This window comes from Novosphingobium sp. HNCC26BN242 (assembly GCF_057180525.1).
Genome location: NZ_JBXUGM010000003.1, coordinates 603708 through 629598 on the forward strand (window position 1 = coordinate 603708; position 25891 = coordinate 629598).

The following is a 25891-nucleotide window of genomic DNA, read 5'->3' on the forward strand; positions in this document are numbered from 1 at the left end:
TTGATTTTTGGGGTAACACAGTCGGCCCAACAGGCACCATCAAAGTGTGCTGTTATATATATGACAATTGATGTGAGGCGCAGATCGAGTAGCGCACATGCGTTGCTATATCCGAAAGGGATGCATAAACAGAAAGCGCCAAGGCGGGGCAGGCATGGTTAATGCCGTCTATAATGAGCCAGCAGGGTTGCCAGTTGATCTACGGGGTCTGACCCATGCATTTGGCAGCCATGGCTTGCGCTTGCACACATAGTGTCCTGCGTCGGTAACCCGTATCTTCAATTCGGCAACCACGCTGGTTTTCCGCCATCTGAAGGCATGGAGAACTGGCAATGGACGTTCTAGGCACCAATGGTAACGACCTCCTTAACGGCACTGAAAATGCCGACCTGATCGAGGGTCTTGAGGGCGAAGATCAATTGAACGGTCTTGGCGGCGATGACCAGCTTGATGGCGGCACTGGTGCTGATGTGATGGCCGGAGGTGCCGGAAACGACACGTATCTTGTTGATGAGCAAAGTGATCAAGTAATCGAGGCTGCTGACGAGGGTATCGACACGGTCATTGCTGGCACTGGTACCCTTGACACTGTCTATACAGTGTTACCAGAAAATGTTGAAAATCTGACGGTCATTGCTGATACTTTTGCCACTGCTTATGGCAATTATCTTGATAACGTCATTAATGTTCAAAGCAATGGTGGCTTCTATATTTATGGTGATCAAGGAAATGATACGATCTCGGCAGAATTAGCAGCCGGTGTCGGCGATATTTATGGCGACTATGGCGACGACACGATTACTGGGTCTAGCGCGCAGATTACCTCTACCGATGAAAATGGTGTCGTTTCTGTCTACCGTGAAAATCTTTTCGGCGGGAGCGGCAATGATACCATTGTTGGCAATGGCGGATTGGACAATATCTCCGGTGAAGATGGCGATGACATCATCACGGGGTCTGACGGCTCTGTTGAGCCTTATACCGACAATTTTGGCAGCACCTATGGCGGGCAGGGCGACACGCTTTACGGCGGTGAAGGCAATGACACTATCAATGCCGGTGGCGGGCATGATGTTGTTACGGGCGATGGTGGCAACGATGCGCTTCATGGCGAAAGCGGAGACGATCAGATCTACACCGGCGACGGAGCCGATGTTGCCTACGGCGGTGCAGGGCAGGATCAAATCTATGCCTACGACTATTCGGGCGGTGGTGTCGATACGATCTATGGCGGTGACGATGATGATCTGATCGAAGCAATGTCGGCCGGATCGCAGATACATGGTGATGGCGGTAACGATTCGCTGTTCTCTGCCGGGTCAGAAGGGATATTCTGGTACGGCGGAGAAGGTGACGACACCTTCCGCCAGCAGAGCGACAATTCTTCAACAGACACGATGACCGGTGGCAATGGGTCCGACCGCTATGTCCTAAGCTATGGCTTCGGCGGTGGCGAGGATGTGATCACCGATTTTCAGACCGTAGATCTGGGCAATGGCCGCGACACGATCAACTTGCACAACTTCCTCGCGTCGGGTGGTCTGTCGAATTATGTCTATGGTACCAATCCGTTCCAGACCGGGCACATGCAACTGCTGCAGGACGGTGCGGATGTTCTGCTGCAGGTCGATTACAATGGTTCCGGCAGCAGCTGGCAGACGATGCTGCGGCTCGTAGATGTTGATCTGAACACCTGGCAGGTCGACAATCTCAGCCCCGCCCTAGCGCGCAATGGTACGGGATTTTCCACGTCGTCCGAAGGCGGCGATGGCAATGATTACCTGTTCGGCACAGGCGAGACCGATGTCTACAGCGGCGGCGGCGGATCAGATCGCATGGTCGGCGACTGGGGCGACGATATCCTTCGCGGAGATGCTGGTGACGACCTGATCGATGGCGGAGAGGGCGCAGACACGCTGTTTGGCGGCGATGGCAACGACGTCTTCGGCGATAGCCCCGGGTCCAACCTTGATTTGCGCGTAAACCGGCCGGTCAGCGCGGTCGGCAATGATAGCGGGGCGAATTATCGTGCGGAAAATGACCGCAACGATTTTCGTGATGGCCGCATTGATGTGATGACTGGCGGCGCCGGAGCCGACATTTATTACGTTGAATACTCCGGACAAAGTGGCGCGGTCGATATCGTCACAGATTTCGATGTCACAGAAGATGTGATCGGTTTGGCCCGCCTGCTCGAACAGGGTTACATCTATCAGGGCAGCAATCCGTTCGAGGACGGCACGCTCGAAGCTGTACAGGATGGCGCGGATACCGTTCTGCGCATGTATGGCTACATTGATCTGATCCGACTTCAAAATCTGGATGCGAGCACGCTGAGCGCTGTCAACATTGATCTGGGCTTGCCGCTGGTTGGCGAGCCGCAGACGCTTATCGGAACCGAGGAGAGCGACTCGCTTTATGGCGGGTTCGGACCGGATTCAATCGAGGGTCTTGGTGGGAGCGACTCTCTTGACGGTGGCTTCGCGAATGATCTGATCGAAGGCGGTTTGGGTGATGACAGCCTTTATGGTGGCCGCGGCAACGACATTCTGCACGGTGGCGATGAAGGCGTTTATGTTTCGCCTTTGCCGGTTGATCTCACGAGCTATTTTGGCACTCTAAGCAATGCTCTGATCAATGGCCTTGGTGGCACTGCCGGGTTTGGCGAAGAGAATGTCGGGCGCAACGACGACAGCACATTCAACATACAGTTTCCCGCCGAATTTGACGCAGCCGATTGGGCCAGCATCGCCAGTGGTTCAACTGCGTTTTCTTTGAGCAACAATGGCTACATCGCGTTTACCAGCCTTCAGATCGGGCTGATAACGACCGATCTTGATAGCCGTGCAACCAATATGCAGCCGAGCCCTGGCGGCAACAGCACGGGCAGCAATCTTGTCTGGTACGATTTCGACAGCGCCAGCAATTCGATAACCGTCACATGGGACGACGTCGGCCGATATTCCTTCGGTACCGTCCCGGTTGCTGCTCAAATGCGGATTACTGCGTTGGGGGACGGCGATTTTGATATTGTGCTGCGTTATGAAGCGCAGGGTTTTTATATCGGCACGCCTTATGTCACTATTGGCAACACAACCTATTCTCTGCCGACAGATCAGTCACTGCATACAAGCGAAGGGAACATCGACCAGCCCGGAGTATGGGCCTTTCAGGTTCGTGATGGCGTCCTGATCGGACTCCCCACAAGTGGCGACGGCAACGATTACCTTGATGGCGGCACCGGCAATGACGCGCTGTACGGTGGCACCGGAAGCGACACACTTTACGGCGGACTGGGAGACGATGCGCTTTACGGGGGTGAAGGAAGCGACAGCATCTATGATTACGATGCCGGCCACAATACTATCGGTGGCGGTGATGGCGACGACAGTATCTCCGTTCAGAATGGCATTTCAACGATCGATGCAGGCGCTGGCAACGATACGATAACCTATTACGCTCCGTACGATAACGGCGGCGATATTGGAGTATCGGGCGCAGAACTGACCGCTAACGCAACCTCGGGCAGCGTGATCGGCGGGACAGGTGACGACAATATTCAGGTCTATGGCGGTTCTGTTGACGTCTATGGCGGCGCAGGAAACGATACCATCCGCGTAACCACCAGTTCTGGTGTGATTGATGGCGGTGATGGCAGCGATACTTTCGAAGAGGTTGGTAATTCGTCCGTCTCGCGCACGTACACCGGCGGAGGTGGCATTGATACTTATCGCTACAGCGGCTTCAATTATTCAGAAGCACCCGGCGTTGTTGTTATCACTGATTTTTCCGTCGGGGCTGCTGGCGATGTTTTTGACCTTGATAACTTCGGGTATCCGCCAAACTATGCATCCGGTTCGAACCCGTTTGCCACAGGGCACTTGAAGCTTGAACAGCAGGGCGATGATGTTGTCCTGTTCGGCGATTACGATGGCGCAGATGGCAGCGCGAATGACTTCGTCGAACTGGTTCGTTTCCAGAACCGGCTGGTCGGGGATTTCATTGCAGAGAATTTCGGCGGATTTGATCCAGCGGCGGACCTGCCGCTTACCGTTGTTGGCACCGAAGGCGCTGACGAACTCTTCGGTGGCTCGGCAGATGACACCATCAGCGGTCTTGGCGGCAATGACTCCATCTATGGCGGAAACGGTGCCGACCAGATCGATGGCGGTGCAGGCTTTGACTACATTTACGCCGGAAGCGGCAATGATACGGTTCAAAGCGGGGCCGATGGCGCGCAAGTATCTGGCGGCCAAGGTGATGACACGATCACCGGCAATGCCGCTTATGACGAGATATACGGCGAAGGCGGTAATGATCTGATCGATGCCGGGGCCTCTAGTGACTACATCGAAGGCGGCGCAGGGAGTGACACGATCTATGGCGGTGATGGTGATGATACCATCGCCGGCAATTCGAATTCATCCAGCTTCACCGATGGTGGCGATACGATCTTTGGCGGAGCGGGCAACGATACCATCTACCTGGAAAACACATATTACGGCAGCGGCGATAGTGGCAGCGATGTGGTAGAAGGTGGAGAAGGCGATGACAGCTTCTTGCTGCGCGCCTACTACTCAGACGCATCAAGCAGCAGTGGCACCGATCAGGTCGATGGTGGTGCGGGCGCCGATACATTCGCGCAAGTTGGCGTTGGCCCTGGCGTTGCCACGCTTACCGGCGGCACCGGCAGTGATACCTATGTGGTCGGCATGCCCGGCAGCGGTTCAAGCACCGATGTCGTAACCGATTTTGCGACAGGTGCCGGTGGGGACCGGATAGATTTCAGCGCTCTTTCGTTCAACAGCCTTCCCGGTCAGGAAAGCCCCTTCACCAACGGCTATCTGCGGTTTGTCCAGGTCGGTGCCGACACGCTGTTCGAATATGACGAAGATGGTGCAGGCTCATCTGGAAACTGGGTCGCTCTCATGCGGCTTGTGGGCGTTGACGCCACGAATCTCACGCGTGACAACCTTGTCCAGAACTGGTCGCCCGATGGCTTGGGCATCGTCATCAACGATGACGAAAATGGCAACGCGCTTTCAGGCACGAATGATGGTGACACGATCGCCGGCAACGGCGGGAATGATGCCATTTACGGCGCGGGTGGTGCTGATCAGCTTGATGGCGGTGCCGGGATCGACACGATCTACGGCGGCTCTGGCAATGATACCATCACCGGCGGTTCCGACACAGGCTATCTCTATGGTGACGCCGGTAACGATACGATCGACGGCGGCGAGGCGGGCGATGATATTCGCGGCGGCGATGGCAATGATATCGTGCGCGGGGGCGATGGGGCCGATACTCTGGAGAACTATTACGGTGGCAGCGGTAATGACGAAGTCTACGGCGGCGGCGGTGATGATCTCATCTATCTGAGCTATGGCGGGGCAGACTTCGGCACTGACAGCGTTGATGGCGGCGCGGGTGACGATCAGATCCGCGATATCAGCGCTGGTGCCGGTGTTACCACGGTGACCGGCGGCGAAGGCCGCGATACTTATGTCTTTACGTATCTCTCTGCCAGCTATGCGGCGGACACGGTCACCGATTTTGCTGCCGGTGCAGGCGGTGATCTGCTTGATTTCTCGGCCGTTTCGTTTTCGAATCTGCCGTCAAACCGCAATCCGTTCGTCACCGGACACATCCGGCTGATCGCCAATGGTGCCGATACGCTTGTCCAATACGATCAGGACGGCACTGCTGGATCGGCTACGAACTTCTACACGATTCTGCGGCTGCAGGGCATATCGCCCGAAGTGCTGACGAGGGACAACTTTGTGCAAGGGTATTCACCCGATGGCGCTGGGTTGATCCTGATCGGAGATGAAAACGCCAACACTCTGAACGGCACGCCCGACCCTGATACGATTACCGGCAACGGCGGAAATGACACAATCTATGGTGGAGCAGCCAATGATGTGATCGACGCCGGGCCTGGCAATGATACCGTCTATGGTGGCGACGACAACGACCAGATCACAGGCGGCGCAGGGTATGACGTTCTTTATGGTGATGGCGGTGCCGATACGGTGGATTTGGGGGCAGATTCCGATGGCGGCACCATTGGTGGCGGCTCGGGAGATGATATTCTTACCGGCAGCCTTGGCGCGGATGCCATTTATGCCGGATCCGATAACGACACGATAACGGCCAGGGATGGCGGCGATACGATCTATGCTGAATCCGGTGATGACACGGTCTATGCCGGAGAAGGGGCGGATTCTGTCTATGGTGGCGGTCAGGCCGGAGACGTACTTTACGGTGATGGTGGCGATGACTACCTCGAAAATGCCCGGGGCGCACTTTATGGTGGCGAAGGGGCAGACCAGCTTTATCTGAGCGGCAGCGGCGGCGGTATTGCCGATGGAGGCGCGGGGGATGACTTCTTCACGTGGCTGACGCTTGGCGGTGGCACGGCTGACCGCTTTACCGGCGGCACCGGACGCGACACGTTCCGACCCTACTACTATTCATCAACCTACACCGTGGATGTGATCACTGATTTCACTGGCGGCGTTGGCGGTGACCAGCTTGATATTGCCTATCTTCTGGCCTCGTTGAGCAATTACACCAGCGGCACCAATCCGTTTGGCAGCGGCCATTTGCGCTTCGTGGCCGATGGTGCCGATACCCTGCTGCAGATCGATCCAAACGGTGGGGCCGATAGCTGGAATACCGTTCTGCGTTTTGAAAACACCGCGCCGACAGTGTTCGTGCGCGACAACATCTTGCAGGCCTTCTCGCCCACCGGCGTCGATGGCGTGACCATCAATGACGGTGAAGGCGCCGGTAACCTGACTGGCACGGCCGATGATGACACGATCAGCGGCAATGGCGGTAATGACACGATCAACGCGCTGGCAGGCGCAGACACCGTCTTTGGTGGCGAAGGCAACGACACCATCGACGCAGGTCTGGGTGACGATACCGTCGAGGCCGGAGCCGGTGACGATACGGTTTATGGTGGAAGCGGTTCCGATACCATTGATGGCGGAGCCGGGGCTGACGGTCTCGTCGGCGGCGAAGGCAACGACACGATCGATGGCGACGATGGTGACGATACGATTTCCGGCAATGACGGTTCAGACATCCTGACTGGCGGCGCTGGGAACGATTCCATCTACAGCGGCTCTGGCCTGAACGATGAAATCTATGGCGGCACCGGGGCAGACTATCTGGTCGGCTCGGAAGGTTCGCATGTCGAAGGCGGTGACGATAACGATACGCTGGTGATCAGCGGTGCCGGGGCGGTGTTCCTGGGCGATGGCGGCGATGACAGCTTCTGGCAGGTCAGCCACGATGGCGGGGCTGCCGACACACTGACCGGCGGCGCAGGCCGCGATACCTATCGTATTGATTATGTCAGCCCGACGCGTACGGCAGATATCGTCACCGATTTCACGGTAGGTGCAGGCGGCGATATCCTCGATATCTCGCTGGTTCTCGCCTCGTTCAGCGGCCTTGCCGGTGGCGATAACCCCTTTACTTCGGGCTTCATGCGCGTGGTGCAGGGCGAGGATTTGACCTCTACGCTGGTGCAGGTCGATACCAATGGCGGCAGCGACAGCTGGCAAACCGTGCTGGTGCTTCAGGGTGTGGCACCGCAGGACCTGACGCGCGAGAACTTCTCTCCTCAACATGCCACCGACAGCGCGGGGATCGAGATCGTTGACGGAGCGGCAGCCAACACGCTGAACGGCACATCAGGCAAAGATAACATCTATGGCGGCGGCGGTGCCGATTATCTCTATGGCAATTCGGGCGATGACCTGCTCGATGGGGGAACCGAAGCAGACCACCTTTATGGGGGGCGCGGCAACGATGCGGTGTTTGGCGATGCAGGCAACGATCAAGTCTATGGTGACAGTGGCAACGATGACATCAATGGCGGCGAAGGTAACGACAACCTCTATGGCGGTGCGGGCGATGACCAGATTTCTGGCGACGGTGGCAACGACTACTTCAACGATACCGAGGGCAATAACACCTTCGACGGTGGTAGTGGCGATGATGAATTCGCTTCGGTTGGGCAAGGGGCAGGGGCCGACAGCTACGCTGGTGGCAGCGGACGCGATCTCTATCGCCTGAACTGGTCAGGCAGCAGTGGGCTCGATACGGTAACCGATTTCACCACCGGCATCGGCGGTGACGTGATCGAACTGAACAATATCAGCGGCCTGTCTCTTGCCGGTGGCAATCCGTTCCTTCGTGGGTTCCTGCGCCTACAACAGGATGGTGCAGACACGCTGCTGCAACTGAATGTCGACGGTATTGGCGATGATTGGCAGAACGTGCTGCGCCTTGCAGGAACGACCGCCAGCAACTTCACTTATGACAACTTCGGCCCGCAGTATGGGCCGGATGGCACGGGTGCCACGATCATCGGCACAAGTGCATCTGAAAGCCTGACCGGTACGGTCAGCAATGACGTCATCGAGGGCCGCGATGGATCGGATGCGATCTATGGCGGAGCTGGGTCCGATACTCTTCGCGGTGAGGAAGGTAGCGATGCGCTCGACGGTGGCATCGGCGACGACACCCTGTTCGGCGGCATCGGAAACGACACATTCGTCGACGCCTCGGGCGCCAACACGATGTACGGTGGCGAAGGCAACGATCTGTTCTATTACGTCGGCGGCAATATGCTGGTCGACACCATGTCTGGCGGGACCGGGACCGATACCTACCAGATCAATTGGGCGACAGGTCGGCCAGCCGATGTCATTACCGATTTTGCCGCAGGCATCGGCGGTGACCTGATCGACATCAATTATGTCAATTTGCTCTATCTGGGTGGTGGAGACAATCCGTTCGTCACAGGATACCTGCGTCTGCTGCAGGATGGGCTGGATACTGTGCTGCAATTCAGCGCGGATGGCACCGGCACGGTCTGGGAATCCGTTCTGCGTTTGCAGAATGTCGATGCGGCAACGCTCAGCTATGCCAATTTCAATCCGCAGTTCGGGCCTGACGGTACAGGCGCGACCATCAACGATGGCGCAGCAGGCAATTCGCTGTTTGGCACGCCCAGCGATGACACGGTGTTCGGCAATGATGGTAATGACTCGCTTTATGGCGGACGCGGGAACGATGAGCTTCGTGGTGGTGGCGGCGCCGATTACATCGTTGGCCAGACGGGTAATGACGATCTTTACGGTGACAGCGGCAACGATACCCTCCTCGACATTGAAGGGGCCAACACCATTGACGGCGGTGAAGGCAACGATACGTTCCAACAGGTTGGTTATGGCGATACCGGATCGCAGCTGACCGGCGGTAGCGGTTCGGATACCTACCAATTGCTCTGGCGCTCGACCGGACAGACCGACGTGATCACCGATTTCACGACCGGCCCAGGTGGCGACAGGCTGTTCCTGTCCTCCATTCTCAGCCAGACAAGCGGTTACACTTCGGGCGATAATCCATTCCTGACCGGCCATCTGGCACTGGTGCAGGATGGGGCAGATGTTCTGCTGTTGTTTGATCGTGATGGTGCGGGCACAGGTGCAGCGACCACGCTGGTGCGGATGCTCAACACCTCGGTCGGTGATTTCACGCTCGACAGCTTTGACCCTAGCTTCTCACCCGGCGGTGAAGGCGTCACACTTGAAGGCACATCGGCTGGCGAAGTGTTCTATGGATCGGCCTCGAACGACACGATTTCGGGTCTTGGCGGCGCAGACTCGATCTATGCAGGATCAGGCGATGATACCGTTTATGGCGGAACCGGACCCGATTACCTTCAGGGCGGCCAAGGCAACGACGCCCTCTATGGCGGCGATGGCAATGATACGATCCACGATTCGCTCGGCACATCTATCGTCAGCGGTGGCGAGGGGGATGACAATATCTCGGTCGCCGGTGGCACTGTCCACGGCGATGAAGGTGATGATGTCATCACGGCCAATGGCGCTGGCGCTTACTACGGCGATGCCGGACGCGATACGCTTTCGGGTTTGGGCACCCTTTATGGTGGCGACGATGCCGATATCGTAACAGTCAGCGCCGATGGCGGCACCGGCTATGGTGATGCAGGCAACGATGACATGCGCGGCGGCAATGGCGCGCAGACGCTGTACGGTGGCGATGGCGTGGATGCGATACGCGGCGGTGCGGGCGCCGATACGCTTTTCGGCGATGCCGGTGATGATGAACTTAACGGCGAGGCAGGCAATGACGCCTTGCAGGGCGGCTCCGGCTATGACTCCGCCCGCTATTTCGGCAATCGAGCCGACTTTACGGTAACCGACAATGGCGATGGCACTTTCGCTGTTACCGACAATCGCCCCGGCGCCCCTGCAGGCAGCGATACGCTCCAAGGCATTGAAGTTTTGGTTTTCGATGATCAGGAACTGCCGCTCGCGACCTTCGCCGGGTATACTTGGTATGGTTCCAGCGCGGATGACAGCGTTCCGGGCACGCCGCTTTATGTGCAACCCGGCGCGATCATTCCGGGCGGTGAACCGGGCTTCGATATCTCCAACCCGGTCACCGATTATGATCTGATGGGCGATGATACGATTATCACAGGCCCCGGCTTCGATCAGGTGAACGGCGGTGGCGGCAACGATACCGTGTTTGGCCAAGGCGGACCGGATGTCCTCTATGGCAACACCGGCAATGATACGCTCCACGGCGAAGAAGGCGACGATGACCTTTTCGGCGGCTCGGGCCTCGATACGATCTATGGCGGTGAAGAAGACGATGTCATCCGCGGCGGCTTGCACGATGACGCCCTCTATGGCGGCAACAACAACGACAATATTTCCGACTTCGAAGGCACCAACCTGATCCACGGTGATGCAGGCACCGATGTGCTTGCAGGCTCCGGCCAGATCTATGGCGGGCTTGGCAATGACAGAGTCAACGTAATCGGCACTGGCTATGGCGATGGCGGCAATGACTCGGTCACAGGCACAGGCGAAATGCGCGGCGGAGACGGGGACGATGCCGTCAGCGGCACCGGCGTCCTCTATGGCGATGCCGGAAACGATGCGCTCACGCCTCACGGCTCGTCCACGGCCTATGGTGGTGATGGCAATGACAGCTTCGGTCAAAGCCTGCAGTATGAAGGCGATGCCACCTATTATGGCGGTGCAGGCGACGATAGCATTTCGATCACCTACGGCAGCGACACCGCGTTTGGCGATGCTGGCAACGATACTATTTCTGCAAGTATTGTCTCGGGCGACAATGCGCTCAGCGGCGGCGCAGGCGAAGATCTGATCACCGGCGGCGCGGGCAACGACACCATCGATGGCGGTGCCAACGATGACGTGGCGGTCTATGCCCGCAAGCGCGGCGATTTCACCGTCACGCAGAACGGCGCTGGCGGCTATATCGTTGTCGATAACCACGGCGGCGAAGGCCAGGACAATGTTATCGACGTTGAAACACTGCGCTTCACCGATGTCGATTTCCAGGTCAGCGATAACAACACCGGCCTTACCTTGGCCGGCGATGATGCGGCAAACCTGTTCAGCGGCACCCAGTTCGATGATATCGTAACCGGCGCAGGCGGGGACGATCAGATCGAAACCGGATCGGGCAATGACCGCATCTTTGGTGGTGAGGGTGCCGACCGGATCGAATCCGATGGCAACGAAGTGCCGGGCCTGGTCGCTGACTTCCGCGGCGTGGGCAACGATATCGTCTATGGCGGCGGCGGGGATGACGTGATCTCCAGCGGCGCGGGCTATGACATCGTGCATGGCGATGATGGCAATGACACGATCGACGGCGGCGAAGGTGACGACCAGCTGTTCGGCAATGCGGGCGACGATGCCATCTATGGCGGCGAAGGAGCCGACCGGATCACCGACACGCAAGGTGCGAACATCATCGAAGGCGGTGCGGGCGCAGACGTAATCACCGGCTACGGCGTGGTGCGCGGCGGCGATGACAACGACACGATCACCGGAGACGGCCAGCTGTTTGGCGATGCTGGCAACGATACGATGTCGGGCACGGGCGAACTCGATGGTGGAGATGGCGATGATGCCATCTCCACGCTCTATTCCGTCGCATTCGGCGGCGATGGCAACGATACGATCCAAGGATGGACTGGCTACTACTACAGCTCAGGCAGCGAGACGCTTTACGGCGGCAGCGGCAATGATGCGATCAACGGCGGCTATGGCGCTGATATCGTCGTTGGCGGCGCGGGCGATGATGATCTCACCGGGGCCGAACAGGACGATCAGGTCTACGGCGGCTCGGGCTATGACAAGGCCTATTTTGCTGCGAACATCGGTGCCTATACCTTCACCGACAGTGGCGCAGGCCAGTTCGAATATCTCAGCGCCACCTTCCGCATTACGGGTAATGGCGATGGCACGGTCACCGTGGTCGATCTGCGCCCCGGATCACCGCTGGGCACCGATACGCTGTTCGGCGTCGAACTGTTCGTCTTCAATGACGATGAGGTGGCCAATCCTTACCCCACCGATCCCAACTTCGGCCTGACACTTTCAGGCACACCGTTCGATGACATTCTGATCGGGGATTCGGGTAACGATACGATCACCGGATTTGCCGGGAACGATCGGCTCTTTGGCGATGATGGCAACGACTTGCTGGTCGCAGGACTTGGCAACGATGTGCTGGACGGCGGTTCAGGCAACGATGATTTGCGCGGCGATGAAGGGATCGACCACCTCTATGCAGGGGCCGGGTCAGACGTCTTGTCCGGCGGTGCCGATGCCGACATCATCTACGGTGGCCAAGGCGCAGACGTAATCTCCGGTGATGGCGGCGACGATCAGATCTACGACGAAAACGGCCTGAATATCGTTCACGGCAACGACGGCAATGACACCATTTATGCCGATGGCGAGATTTACGGCGATGCCGGAGCCGACCGTATCGGCCACTTCTACAACTTCGCCAACGGCACAATCTATGGCGGCGCGGATGACGATACGATCTATGCGGCAGGTGCGCTTGTTTCAGGCGGCACCGGCCACGACTCCATCCTGTCCGCCACTGCGCTGACGCAAGGCGACGAAGGCAACGACAGCGTCAAGGGCAGCGGCGAACTGCACGGAAATGATGGTGACGATACCGTCATGGTTTATGCCGGAGCCACCGGGTATGGCGATGCGGGCAATGATTACCTGCGCGGTGCAACGCTTTACGAAAACGCACCGGACGGCGGCCAGACGCTTTATGGTGGCAGCGGCAACGATACCCTACGCGGCGATCAGGTGGTTTACGGCGTAGGCGCAACCGTGGGCAACGGCAGCGATCCGTTCCAGCACGGCAGCGATGACACGATCGATGGTGGCGCAGACACCGATACCGCTGTCTATGCAGAACGGCGCGATCGCTACACCGTGGTGCGCAATGCCGATGGCGTGCTTACTGTCACCGCCAACTTCACATCTGAGAGCACTGATACGCTGACCGGCGTTGAACTGCTGTCCTTTGCCGACGCCGTGATTGGCGAAAGCGAGGCCGGACAGACGATCTCGGGCACAACCGGTGACGACACCACATCCGGCACGGCACAGGACGATGTTATCCTGGCGCTCGATGGGAACGATAGCGTGCTTGCCGGAACCGGCAACGATCATGTCTACGGCGGTCTCGGCAATGATGTGATTGCTGGCGGAGACGGCAATGATGTGCTTGTTGGCGATGGCGGCAATGATGTCATCGCAGGCGGCGCTGGGCTTGATCAAATCATCGGCGGTGAAGGCGATGACAGCCTGTCTGGCGATGAAGGCAATGACTATATCACAGGCGGCGCGGGCGACGATACGCTGGCAGGCGGAGCCGACAACGACGTTCTGACCGACAGCGAAGGCAATAACATCCTGCTGGGTGAGGATGGGGCGGACAGACTTACTGGCAACGGTATGCTCTATGGCGGCGCAGGCAGCGATACTCTCAACGGCAACGGCGATCTCTATGGAGGTGCCGATGATGACAACATCTATGGCTTCGGACGCATTTTCGGTGATGACGGAAACGACCAGTTGCAGGGCGGCTTCGAAATCTATGGTGGCGCAGGCAACGATAGCATCACAGCTCACGGTTCCTCCACGGCCGAAGGTGGTGACGGCGATGACCTGATTGTAAAGTTTGGCAGCGGCGACGGCACCTTCAGCGGCAACGCGGGAGACGACACACTTTATGGTGGCTTGGGTTCAGACAATCTGAGCGGTGATGATGGCAACGATACGCTCTATGGCGGGCAGGGCCATGACCGGTTGAGCGGCGGCGCTGGCGGAGATTCATTCTACGGCGGCGGCGGCGATGACAAAATCTACGGTGGCGGCCAGACTGAGGAAAACCCCGACGTCGTTTACTACTACGGCAATCGCAACGATTACACGATCGTCACGATCGACGGAAAAACGATCATCACCGACAACCGTCCGGGTTCGCCCGACGGCGTCGATACGCTCTATGGCATCTACGATGTCCGCTTCCTTGATGCCGACTATGTGACCTCGCCCAACTATGGCGTGGAAGTGAACGGTACTGGGGGCGACGACGTGATCAACGATCACAGCGTCCCCAACCCGCCGCTGATCAACCTTGGCTCGGGCGATGATTTCGTCCGCGGCAATGGCGGCAACGATCTGATTGAAGGCCTGGCCGGGAGCGACACGCTTTATGGCGGCGATGGCAATGACACGATCAACGGCGGGACCGAGGCAGATTCGATCTACGGCGATGCCGGAGCCGATATCCTGAGCGGTAACGATGGCGACGATGATATCATCGGTGGCATCGGGGCAGATTCGCTGTTCGGCGGTCAGGGGGAGGACTTCCTCTCAGGCGGCGCAGATAACGACAGCATCTTTGGCGGCAGTCAGAACGATTTCATTTTCGGAGGTGCGGGCGACGATCTGATCGATGGCGGCAACGACGATGATACACTGCTGGGCCTTTTGGGTAACGACACTCTGATCGGCGGTGCCGGTGATGACTATCTTGATGGTGGTGAGGGTGATGACATCCTGACCGATACCTCCGGTGATAACGAACTGTCAGGCTGGGATGGTAACGACACCATCACTGGTACTGGTTCGCTTTATGGCGGACTTGGCGATGACACGCTGATAGGCGTTGCTGGCAGCCAGTTCCTGTGGGGCGCCCAAGGCAACGACAATTACATCACTGGTGACGGCGATGATGAGATCGTCGACATCGATGAACCAGGAAGCATTAACCGGGTATCCTATAGCGCCGCCCGCAGCACCTTCACCGTGGCGCAGGATGGGGGCGGAATCCGCATCGTCGACAACCGTGCCAATGGAGGCGACGATCTGGTCCGCGGCCTGCAGGAATTCAGCTTTGCCGGCATTGTCGTGAACGAAGGTGCACTGGGCAAAGGCCGGGTGACCGATCTTTCCGCCTCGCTGGTGGATGAAACAGTTCTGGTCGCAACGCCAAACGATGAACGCGTGACCAACGGGGACGACATCCTCGACACCGGCACCGGCAACGACACGATCGATACCGGTGCTGGCAACGATCGCATCGACAGCTTTGAAGGCGATGACAACATCCAGTCGGGTGAAGGGCACGACGTGGTCATGGCTGGCACCGGCAACGACACCATCGATGGCGGCGCCGGTGATGATCAGCTCTTCGGCGAAGATGGTGACGACACCATCGAAGGCAGCGCGGGAATTGACGAGATCTTCGGCGGCTTTGGTGCCGATTTCCTCTACGGCGGCGATGATGCCGACATCATCCGTGGCGGCAACAACAATGACGTGCTGATTGGCGGTGCAGGTAACGATGATCTGCGTGGTGAACTTGGCGATGACTCGATCACCGGTGGTGAAGGCAATGACGTGATTGTCGACAACGACGGCACCAACACGGTTCTGGGCGGTCTCGGCAATGATACGATCACCGGCACGGGCAACCTCTACGGAGAGCAGGGTAACGATACGCTTTCGGGCAGTGGCCTACTTTATGGTGGCTCGGGCAATGACCTGATCAACGGATCGGGCACGCTTGATGGCGGTGACGATGATGACGAACTGAACGGCAGCAATGGCACCGATACGTTCTACGGCGGCAGCGGCAACGATGTGATCCGCACCGGCAGCGGGAATGATGTGGTCGATGCCGGTTCTGGCGATGACGTGATTACGGGCAGCAGCGGCAACCAGACCGTCAATGGCGGCCTTGGCAACGATGTGTTCTTCATCAATGGCCTGCGCTCGCAATTCACCGTCACGTATGATGGCGTTGGCGGCTACATCGTCGTCGACAACTTCCCCGAAAACGGCGATTTCGGCGAAGATCATCTGGTCGGCGTCGAAGCCATCCAGTTCTCTGACCAGCTGTTTGTACTGTCGCAAGACGTGACCGGGGTGATCTTCGATGGGGGCAACAATGCCGATACCTTCAACGGCGGCGCGGGACCTGATGTTGCACGCGGCTTTGGCGGCAATGATACGTTGAACGGCAACGAAGGTAACGACCAGCTCTATGGCGATGCCGGCAATGATCAGCTGTTCGGCGGATCGGGCAATGATTTGCTTGATGGCGGCGATGGCAACGATACCATGGACGGTGGCGCAGGGGACGACATCTTCCGGGTCAACAACCTCAGCGATGTCGTGATCGAACTGCCCGGTGGCGGTACGGATACGATCGAAACCAGCCTGTTGACGTATTCGCTGGCGGCAGCACCGGATGTCGAAAACCTTGTTTTTACCCGCGATTCCGGCATTTTCAGAGGCACCGGAAATGCCCTCGACAATCGGATAACTGGTGGGAACCAGCTCGATATCCTAGACGGCGGCCTTGGTGCCGATGTGCTCGCAGGTTTGCAAGGTGATGACCGCTATTACGTCGATAATGCGGGCGATGTGGTGGTTGAACAGGCCGACGAGGGCCAGGACCTCATTTACAGCACGATCAGCTTCACGCTGGCTGAAAATATCGAGAGGCTCTACCTGCAGCCGGGCGCAGGGGCCATTTCAGGCACTGGCAATGATCGGGACAACTGGATCATCGGCAACGAGGCGAACAACGTGCTGGATGGCGGGATTGGTGCCGACCAGCTGTTCGGTGGACTGGGCGATGATACCTACATCGTTGACAATACAGGCGATCAGGTCAGCGATAGCGGGGGCATGGATCTGGTTCGGACAAGTCTCAACAGCCACATTCTGCATTCCTCCATCGAAAATCTGGTGTTTACCGGCGCTGGCGATTTCACAGGCAGCGGGAACTGGCAGGCCAACACGATCACGGGTGGTACCGGGAATGATACCATCAATGGCCTGACTGGCGCAGACACGATGATTGGCCTTGCTGGAGACGACACATACTACGTCGATCAGGCAGGCGATAGCGTGATTGAGGTGGCTGCCGAAGGCGATGACAAGGTTATCGCTCTGGCCAGTTGGGCGCTAACTGCCGGTACTTCGATCGAAACCCTTCAGGCGCTAACTGGGGGCACGGCGATCAATCTGACCGGTAATGAACTCGACAATGTGCTGATTGGCAACAACGGCGCAAACCGGCTCGATGGCAGTGGCGGCGCAGATATTATGCGCGGCGGCCATGGCAATGATACGTACGTGATCAGCGATATCGCTGACGTCATTGATGAAACTGGCGGTAGCGGTGTTGATACGGTGCAGACGTCGATCAGTTTTAGTCTGGCGGCTGGGTTCGAAAATCTGACTCTGATGGCGGGTGGCTTGATCGGGATGGGCAACAGCCGTGCCAATACCATCACCGGCAGCGCCGGGACTGACATCATCTTCGGCGAAGGTGGAGCAGACCGCATTCTGGGGAACGATGGCGCAGACGAACTGCACGGTGGCGCGGTCAACGATATTATCGAAGGCGGCAATGGCGATGACAGCTTGTTCGGCGATGATGGCAATGATCGCCTGGTTGGCGGAAGCGGTACAGATGTGCTCACCGGGGGTATTGGCGCTGATTACCTAATTGGGGGCAGCGGTGCGGATACCCTTTACGGCGGTGACGGCAACGATGCACTTGATGGTGGCGAAGACGCCGATCTGATGGTCGGCGGCGCTGGTGACGATAGCTTTGTCATCGACAGTGTAGTCGATCAGGTTCTTGAAAATGCAGGAGAAGGCAAGGATGTCGTCAGAGTAACCATCGGCTCCTACACACTGGCTGAGAATGTGGAGGAAATGATTTACACCGGTAGCGGTGATTTCATTGGTGCCGGTAATAACGAGGCCAACAACATCACCGGTGGAAGCGGGAACGATACACTTTCGGGCGCTGGCGGGAACGACCGCATCATCGGCGGCCTTGGGGGTGACGTGATGACTGGCGGCGCTGGGATCGACCAGTTCGTGTTCTCCAACCTGGCCGAGTTTGGCACCGGTCCGATTGATCGCATCACCGACTTTTCCACTTTGGACGCTGATCGTATCCGTCTTGATGCCATCGATGCCAACAGCATGGTTGCTGGCAATCAAGCGTTCACCATGATCGGCACAAATGCTTTCAGCGGTTCAGCCGGAGAATTGCGCTATGACGTAATTGGCGCGGATTCGATGGTTTATGGTGACGTGGATGGAGACGGCAATGCGGACTTCCAGTTCCAGGTCGATAATCTGACCTCCTTCCTTTCATGGCAAATTATCCTGTAAGGGGCGGCAAGCAGTTTCCGGCCCGGGGGGATGATGTGATTGAGAGAATGAGGCGCTGGCTGTCCGGCGGCGATGGCGCGAAGGGTGCAGAACCTGCTGCACCCTTCGCACCTGCCTCCCGTGCGGTCGATGTGGGCTGGCTGCTCGATACCGACAAGGCGCGGTTCATCTGGGCTGAACCGCGGCGCGTGAGGCGCAGCGATCCCGCGCCACGCCATGCCAAGTCGGTCAACTACTGCCCCGGCGTGATCGATCACGAAGCGCGCCTGTTCGAAGTAACGTGCCCCATCGACCTGCGCCTGCGCTTTGGCCGAAACGAAAAGGGCGCGCCGGTTCTCGTCAACGCCGATGGTGACAAATCCACCGTTCGCACCAAGCACCTCAACGCGATGCTGGCGATGGTATCAGAAAAGGAATGGCGGCACCCCGAACGCCCGGTGATCCAGATCATCACGCCCTATATCTTCCTGAGCGACGAGCCGGTCTTCATGACCCAGATGCCGCCGTTTCTGCATTACCAGCCAGATCCTTGGCCCGGTTCTGTCATCGGTGGCCGCCTGCCCATCCACATTTGGCAGCGCCCGATGATGTGGGCATTCGAATGGTACGACACGAAAAAGGAACTGGTGCTCAAGCGTGGGGAGCCGTGGTTCTACGTCCGCTTTGAAGCGCACGATCCCACCCGCCCGCTGCGCTTGTTCGAGGCCGAGCGCACACCCGAATTGGTGGAGCATATTCAGGGTGCAAGCTCGGTGGCAAACTACGTCAACCAGACCTCGCAACTGTTCAAAGTGGCGCAGGAGAGGCGGCCTGAACGGCTGCTGGTGCGCAAGGCGCGGGCAAAGGCAGACGAGCCGCCTGCAGAATGCCCCTATGATTCCTGAAGTGCACCTAGATGCACCTAGATTCACCTAGATGCACCTAACTGCCCCTAAGTCGCTGCAAACCATCCCCAAATGAGCCTGAGCGTCAGTCCAATGCTGACGATGACGAGCAGCGGTCGGATCACTTTGGCACCGAACTTGGTCGCATAGTGCGAACCGATCCAAGCGCCGGTCATCGCGCCAACTCCCATGCACAAACCAAGGATCACCATCGCCTGTCCACCGACAGTGAACACGATGACGCTGGCGATGTTGCTGGTGACGTTAAGATATTTCGTGAGCCCCGTCGCCCGCGTCAGCCCAAGCCCGCGCAAGGCGACCAGCGTGGTGGTGAAGAATTGCCCTGCACCGGGTCCGAAGAACCCGTCATAGAACGCAACGCCAGCTCCCACCGGCATATAACCGCGCTCTGACAGGCGGGCGTGGCGATCATCGTCGGTCATGCCGGGGGATAGCACCGTGTAGAGCGCGACGGTGATCAGCAGGGCGGGGACAACCAGCTTGAGGATGTCGGCGCTAAGCCGCTGAATAGCCATCGATCCTGCCAGCGCTCCGGCGAAGACTACGGCCGCGGTCGGTGCGCTTTGGCGGAAGCTGAACATGCCGGCCTTGTGATAGCGCCATGTCGCCATTGAAGTGCCGCAAGCCGACTGGATCTTGTTGGTGCCCAAGACCACGTGCGGGGGCAGGGGCGTTGACAGGAGCACCGGCATCATCACCAGCCCGCCACCGCCCGCCACGGCATCGATAAAGCCCGAGAGCACCGCGACGAGCGTCAGCGCGGGATAGAACCACAGGTCCAAAGTTACCGGGTCAAATAGCAGAAAGTCGGGCATTTGCGCCTCTTGGCGATTGCGCCTAAGGGCCGCAACATTCTTTTCGTCCGAGACACCGCACAATGACTCCCTCTGCGACTCCCTCTGCGCCCCGCTTTGCCTTCGATATCCACGCTACTGATGGCAAGGCCCGCACCGGCACGATCCGCATGATGCGCGGGGATATCCGCACGCCTGCCTTCATGCCAGTGGGCACCGCGGCGACGGTCAAGGCGATGAAGATGGAGGATGTGCGAGCCACGGGTGCCGACATCATTCTGGGCAACACCTACCACCTGATGCTGCGCCCGGGCGCAGAGCGCGTGGCGCGACTGGGCGGATTGCACAAGTTCGGCGGGTGGGACCGGCCGATCCTGACCGATAGCGGTGGCTATCAGGTGATGAGCCTTTCGGATCTGCGCAAGATCACCGAGGAGGGCGTGACCTTTGCCAGCCATCTGGATGGATCGCGCCATATGTTGAGCCCGGAACGGTCGATGGAGATCCAGCGGCTGCTGGGGTCTGACATCGTGATGTGCTTTGATGAATGTCCCCGCGCCGATCAACCGCGCGATGTGATTGCCAAATCGATGGAAATGTCGATGCGCTGGGCCAAGCGGAGCCGCGATGCGTTTGATTCGGGTGGTGATCATGCCGCTAGCTCTGCGCTGTTTGGCATTCAGCAAGGGGCGCTGGACGAAGGCCTGCGCTCAGCCAGTGCCGATGCGCTGATCGATGTGGGCTTTGACGGCTATGCCATTGGCGGTCTGGCAGTGGGCGAGGGGCAGGAGGCAATGTTTGCCACGCTGGACTTTGCGCCGCAGCAACTGCCTGCCGATCGCCCGCGCTACCTGATGGGTGTGGGCAAGCCTGACGATCTTGTAGGCGCCGTGGAGCGCGGAGTCGACATGTTCGACTGTGTGCTGCCGACGCGATCAGGGCGTAATGGGCAAGCGTTCACCTGGAATGGCCCGCTGAATATGCGCAATGCCCGCCATGCCGAGGATATGGGACCGTTGGACGAGCGCTGTCCTTGCCCGACGTGCACGAAATATAGCCGCGCCTATTTGCATCATCTGCACAAGTCGGGCGAAATGCTGGGGGCCATGCTGCTGACCGAGCATAACCTGTGGTTTTATCAGCAGCTTATGGAAGGCATGCGGACCGCGATCAGCGAGGGGCGCTTCGCTGCGTTTGCAGCCGATTTCCGGCGGGATTACTTTGCGCGTTAGGCGGCAATGCCTTCTGGCGATCCGCCGACCAAATCACCGTCCACCTCTAACCGCGTATCCTTGTAAGGATAGAAGCCGCCGCTCTTCTTGTCGAAGAACCCTGCGCCAATCGCGAAGGCCTGCTGCTGCGCGATGAGGAGGTCGGAGTACCATTTGCCGGTGCGGTGCGGGGTCACGAAGCGGTAGAGCATCATGCTGTTCCAATGGACGGAAAGCATGTCAGTTCCACGACACAGCGCAAAAGTGGCCTACGGAAATCAAATGTAACGCACTGTTTCACAACGTGAAAAAGGGTCTCCAAACGCGAAAGAGGCGGGGCTTGCGCCCCGCCTCTTTGCTTGTTCCGTAAGGCCGGAAGACCGATCAGCGCGAGTAGAACTCGACAACCAGGTTCGGTTCCATCTTCACCGGATAAGGCACTTCATCCAGCGTCGGCACGCGGGTGAAGGTCACCTTGTCACCATCAGTGGCAACATAATCGGGTACTTCACGCTCTGGCAGGGTCTGCGCTTCAGCGATCAGGGCCATTTCCTTGGCCTTCTTGCCGAGGCTGATCACGTCACCGGGGCGAACGCGACGCGAGGCGATGTTGCACTTCACGCCGTTCACATAGATGTGACCGTGCGAAACGATCTGGCGCGACGAGAACACGGTCGGCGCGAACTTGGCGCGGTATACGACCATGTCGAGGCGCTGTTCGAGCAGGCCGATCAGGTTTTGCCCTGTATCGCCCTTCATCTTCGACGCTTCCTGATAGGTGCGCTTGAACTGCTTTTCGGTCACGTCGCCGTAGTAGCCCTTGAGCTTCTGCTTTGCGCGCAGCTGGATGCCGAAGTCCGACACCTTGCTCTTGCGGCGCTGGCCGTGCTGGCCGGGGCCATACGAACGACGGTTTACCGATGACTTGGGACGGCCCCAGATGTTTTCACCCAGACGACGGTCAATTTTGTACTTAGATGCCTTGCGCTTGGACATGCGCTGCCTTTCAATTTGCAATGCACCGGCCACGTGCCGATGCTTCTAGTCCCGGAACCGCACCATCCAGCCTGTTGCTAGATGCGGCCACCGCTTCACCGGGAGTGCGAGGCCAATTGCGAAGCGCGGCCAAGAACAGAGATGAGGGCGGTTGTCAAGGGTTGGTGGGTCGATGCGTGCTGGAAGTGGCGCGTCAATCCAGCGGGTCGCCGGGTTTTGAGCCGCGCTTGCGACGCAGCGCACTCAATACACCCCGAAAAGTGCGCAGTTCGAGGTGGTTCCAGCCCGGCTTGGTCATCATTGTGCGCAAGGTGCGGCGCGTGGCGTCCGCACGGCTATGCGGTTCGAAATAGCCGCGCGGCTCCAGCATGTCGCACAACTGTTCGAACATGCCTTCAAATTCTTCCTGCGGGGCAGGGGGCAGTATGTCTTCGACCGTGGGCTGCACCAGATCGGCGTGTTTGGACCATTCGTAGGCGCACAGGATGACCGCCTGCGCGAGGTTCAGCGAGCCGAACTGCGGGTTGATCGGCACGGTGATGATCGCGCGGGCCAGCGCCACGTCATCGGTTTCCAGCCCTGAGCGTTCCGGCCCGAAAATGATCGCGCTGCGTGCGGGCGCGCGCACGACGTCGAGCGCGGCCTGTTCGGGCGTCAGCACCGGCTTGGTCACGCCACGCTTGCGCACGGTGGTGGCATAGACGTGGCTGCATTCGCTGACTGCTTCGGCCAGCGTATCGAACACTTGCGCCTTGGCCAGCACTTCATCGGCCCCGGCAGCGGCAGGGCCAGCCGAAGGATTGGGCCAGCCATCGCGCGGGGCGACCAGTCGCAGGTCGGTCAGCCCGAAATTGAGCATGGCACGCGCGGCCTTGCCAATGTTTTCGCCCAGTTGCGGGCGCACTAGCACGATGATCGGCTGCGTCGGCGGGTTTTCAAGCGTGCTCACAGGTTGCCAATCTCACGCACGCTGCTGGCAAATTCCTCAAAATCGCGAGCCTCGGTGAAATCGCGGTAGACGCTGGCGAAGCGGATATAGGCGACGCTGTCCAACTGGCGCAGGCCTTCCATCACCATCTCACCGATGGCCTTTGACGGCACTTCGGCATCGCCCATAGTCTCAATCTGGCGCTGGATGCCAGATACAAGCTGGTCAAGCCGTTCTTGCGACACCGGGCGCTTGCGGCAGGCGAGGGCAACCGATTGTTCGATCTTCAGCCGGTCAAAAGGCTCTCGCCTTTCGCCGCTTTTTACCACCAGCACTTCGCGCAGTTGCACGCGTTCGAATGTGGTGAACCGTGCCCCGCAGCCTTCGCACTGCCGACGCCGGCGGATCGAGGTGTTGTCCTCGCTCGGCCGGCTGTCTTTTACCTGGCTGTTATCGTGGGCACAGAAGGGGCAGCGCAAACCTTACAGCTCCGGGTAGATCGGGAACCGCGTGCACAGTTCGGCAACCTGATCGCGCACGCGCTGTTCGACCTGCCCATCACCTTCATCGCCATTGCGCGCAAGACCATCGACGACTTCGACGATCAGTTTGCCGATCAGGCGGAATTCGTCTTCGCGGAAGCCGCGCGTGGTGCCTGCAGGCGTGCCAAGGCGAATGCCCGAGGTGACGAAGGGCGAGCGCTTGTCAAACGGCACGCCGTTCTTGTTGCAAGTGAGCCATGCGCGATCGAGGCCCTTTTCCGCGGCCTTGCCAGTTACGTCCTTGGCGGTCAGATCAACCAGCATCAGGTGGTTGTCGGTGCCGCCCGAGACGATGCCGAGGCCTGCTTCCTTGACGCTTTCGGCCAATGCCTTGGCGTTGCTGACGATCTGGTGGGCATAAGCCTTGAATTCTGGGCGCAGCGCTTCGGCGAAGGCCACGGCCTTGCCCGCGATCACATGGACCAGCGGACCGCCCTGCATGCCGGGGAACACCGCCATGTTGAACTTCTTGGCCAGATCCTCGTCATTGGTCAGGATGATGCCCGAGCGCGGACCGCGCAAGCTCTTGTGCGTGGTGCTGGTGACGACATGGGCATGCGGGAAGGGCGAGGGGTGCGCGCCGCCAGCGACCAGACCTGAGATGTGCGACATATCGACCAGCAGCCATGCGCCGATTTCATCAGCAATGGCGCGGAACGCGGCCCAATCCCACGTGCGCGAATAGGCGGTGCCGCCTGCGATGATCAGCTTGGGCTTATGCTCACGCGCAAGGCGGGCAACTTCGTCCATGTCGATCATGTGATCGTCCGGGCGCACGCCATAGGGAATCACGTTGAACCACTTGCCGCTCATGTTCACGGGCGAGCCGTGGGTCAGGTGGCCGCCCGAGTTCAGGTCCAGCCCCATGAAGCTGTCGCCCGGCTGCAGCAGCGCGAGGAACACGGCCTGATTCATCTGGCTGCCCGAATTGGGCTGCACGTTGGCGAAGTTGCAGCCGAACAGCTGCTTGGCGCGCTCAATCGCCAGATTTTCGACGATGTCGGCATATTCGCAGCCGCCGTAATAGCGCTTGCCCGGATAGCCTTCGGCGTACTTGTTGGTGAAGACCGAGCCCGTTGCTTCGAGCACGGCGCGGCTTGTGATGTTCTCGCTGGCGATCAGCTCGATCTTGGTCTGCTGGCGGTGCAGTTCGCCCTTGATCGCGGCGAAGACTTCGGCGTCAGCGGTTTCCAGATGCTCGGTAAAGAAGCCGGCTTTACGGATTTCCGGCGCCATAGTTGCGGTGGTCATCTTTCTGGGCTCCTTCAGCAGGCAGGGTTGGATAGCTTTTCGACGCGGCCAGTGTGGCGGCCTTCGCCGAAATCGGTGGAAAGGAAAGCATCGAGGCAGGCCTTGGCCATGTCCTCACCGATCAGGCGCGCGCCCATGGCGATGACATTGGCATCGTTGTGTTCGCGCGCGAGCGCGGCGGAAAGCGGTTCTGACACCAGCGCGCAGCGGCAGGCGGGGTGGCGATTGACGGCGATGGAAATGCCGATGCCCGACCCGCACAGCGCCACGCCGCGTTCAGCAATGCCTTCGGCCACGACGCTGGCCAGTTTGTAGCCGAAATCGGGATAATCCACGCGGTCTGCGGTTTCAGGGCCAAGGTCTGCCACTTCATGGCCAAGCTCGATCAGGTATTCGCGCAATGCGGCCTTGAGGTCGATGGCGGCATGATCAGAGGCGATGGCAATGCGCATGAGGATCTGTTCTCGAACTCGTTCTGATTGACTCGTTGGCGGGCCTTTAAGCTCTTGCGCGGCAACAAGCCACCGCAAATCGGTGCGCGAATCCTGCCCGATGGGGCTCATCATAACAGGTGTGATCATTGCCAAGGTTGCAGTAAACGCTTGCACCGCGTAGACGCGCGCGGTTTGAAACGCGAGGGATGG

The 25891-nt window shown here is 58.9% G+C and carries 10 protein-coding genes; 3 read left to right on the plus strand and 7 right to left on the minus strand.

Translation table 11 applies throughout. The features are described from left to right. Window positions 1-332: 332 nt before the first annotated feature. Together AC2A1F_RS14890 and AC2A1F_RS14895 are read left to right on the plus strand one after the other, a co-directional pair. Window positions 333-18620, plus strand: a complete 18288-nt coding sequence (locus AC2A1F_RS14890; RefSeq protein ID WP_484209535.1) for a type I secretion C-terminal target domain-containing protein — start codon at window positions 333-335, stop codon at window positions 18618-18620. A 47-nt stretch (window positions 18621-18667) separates the two neighbouring features. After that, complete coding sequence (locus AC2A1F_RS14895) at window positions 18668-19504, plus strand: hypothetical protein (RefSeq protein ID WP_484209536.1); 837 nt, start codon at window positions 18668-18670, stop codon at window positions 19502-19504. 47 nt (window positions 19505-19551) lie between these two features. Here AC2A1F_RS14895 and AC2A1F_RS14900 read toward each other — a convergent pair whose 3' ends face one another. Beyond that, window positions 19552-20340, minus strand: a complete 789-nt coding sequence (locus tag AC2A1F_RS14900) for a TSUP family transporter (protein ID WP_484209537.1) — start codon at window positions 20338-20340, stop codon at window positions 19552-19554. Between the two features lie 62 nt (window positions 20341-20402). On the opposite strand from AC2A1F_RS14900, the gene tgt reads away from it, so the two are divergent. Continuing rightward, window positions 20403-21551 (plus strand): tRNA guanosine(34) transglycosylase Tgt, encoded by a 1149-nt coding sequence (gene tgt / locus AC2A1F_RS14905; RefSeq protein ID WP_484209538.1) that lies wholly within the window; start codon window positions 20403-20405, stop codon window positions 21549-21551. Here the strand turns inward: tgt and AC2A1F_RS14910 are convergent. The 6 genes from AC2A1F_RS14910 to rpiB all read right to left on the minus strand — a co-directional run bounded on the left by AC2A1F_RS14910 (window position 21548) and on the right by rpiB (window position 25699). Continuing rightward, on the minus strand, window positions 21548-21769 hold the full coding sequence (locus tag AC2A1F_RS14910) for a hypothetical protein (protein WP_484209539.1): 222 nt from the start codon (window positions 21767-21769) through the stop codon (window positions 21548-21550). The two genes, tgt and AC2A1F_RS14910, sit on opposite strands and share 4 nt — an antisense overlap. 145 nt (window positions 21770-21914) lie before the next feature. Continuing rightward, window positions 21915-22526: a 30S ribosomal protein S4 gene (gene rpsD / locus AC2A1F_RS14915; RefSeq protein WP_484209540.1), complete on the minus strand. Its 612-nt coding sequence runs from the start codon at window positions 22524-22526 to the stop codon at window positions 21915-21917. 193 nt (window positions 22527-22719) lie between these two features. Continuing rightward, window positions 22720-23475 (minus strand): RNA methyltransferase, encoded by a 756-nt coding sequence (locus tag AC2A1F_RS14920; protein WP_484209541.1) that lies wholly within the window; start codon window positions 23473-23475, stop codon window positions 22720-22722. Continuing rightward, the gene (gene nrdR / locus AC2A1F_RS14925) at window positions 23472-23933 is read right to left on the minus strand and encodes a transcriptional regulator NrdR (protein WP_484209542.1); all 462 of its coding nucleotides are present in this window, start codon (window positions 23931-23933) and stop codon (window positions 23472-23474) included. Before nrdR ends, AC2A1F_RS14920 begins: the two co-directional genes overlap by 4 nt. Window positions 23934-23936: 3 nt before the next feature. Then, window positions 23937-25247, minus strand: coding sequence for a serine hydroxymethyltransferase (glyA, locus tag AC2A1F_RS14930; protein WP_484209543.1), 1311 nt, complete (start codon window positions 25245-25247; stop codon window positions 23937-23939). Between the two features lie 14 nt (window positions 25248-25261). Then, the gene (rpiB, locus tag AC2A1F_RS14935; RefSeq protein ID WP_484209614.1) at window positions 25262-25699 is read right to left on the minus strand and encodes a ribose 5-phosphate isomerase B; all 438 of its coding nucleotides are present in this window, start codon (window positions 25697-25699) and stop codon (window positions 25262-25264) included. Window positions 25700-25891 lie beyond the last annotated feature (192 nt).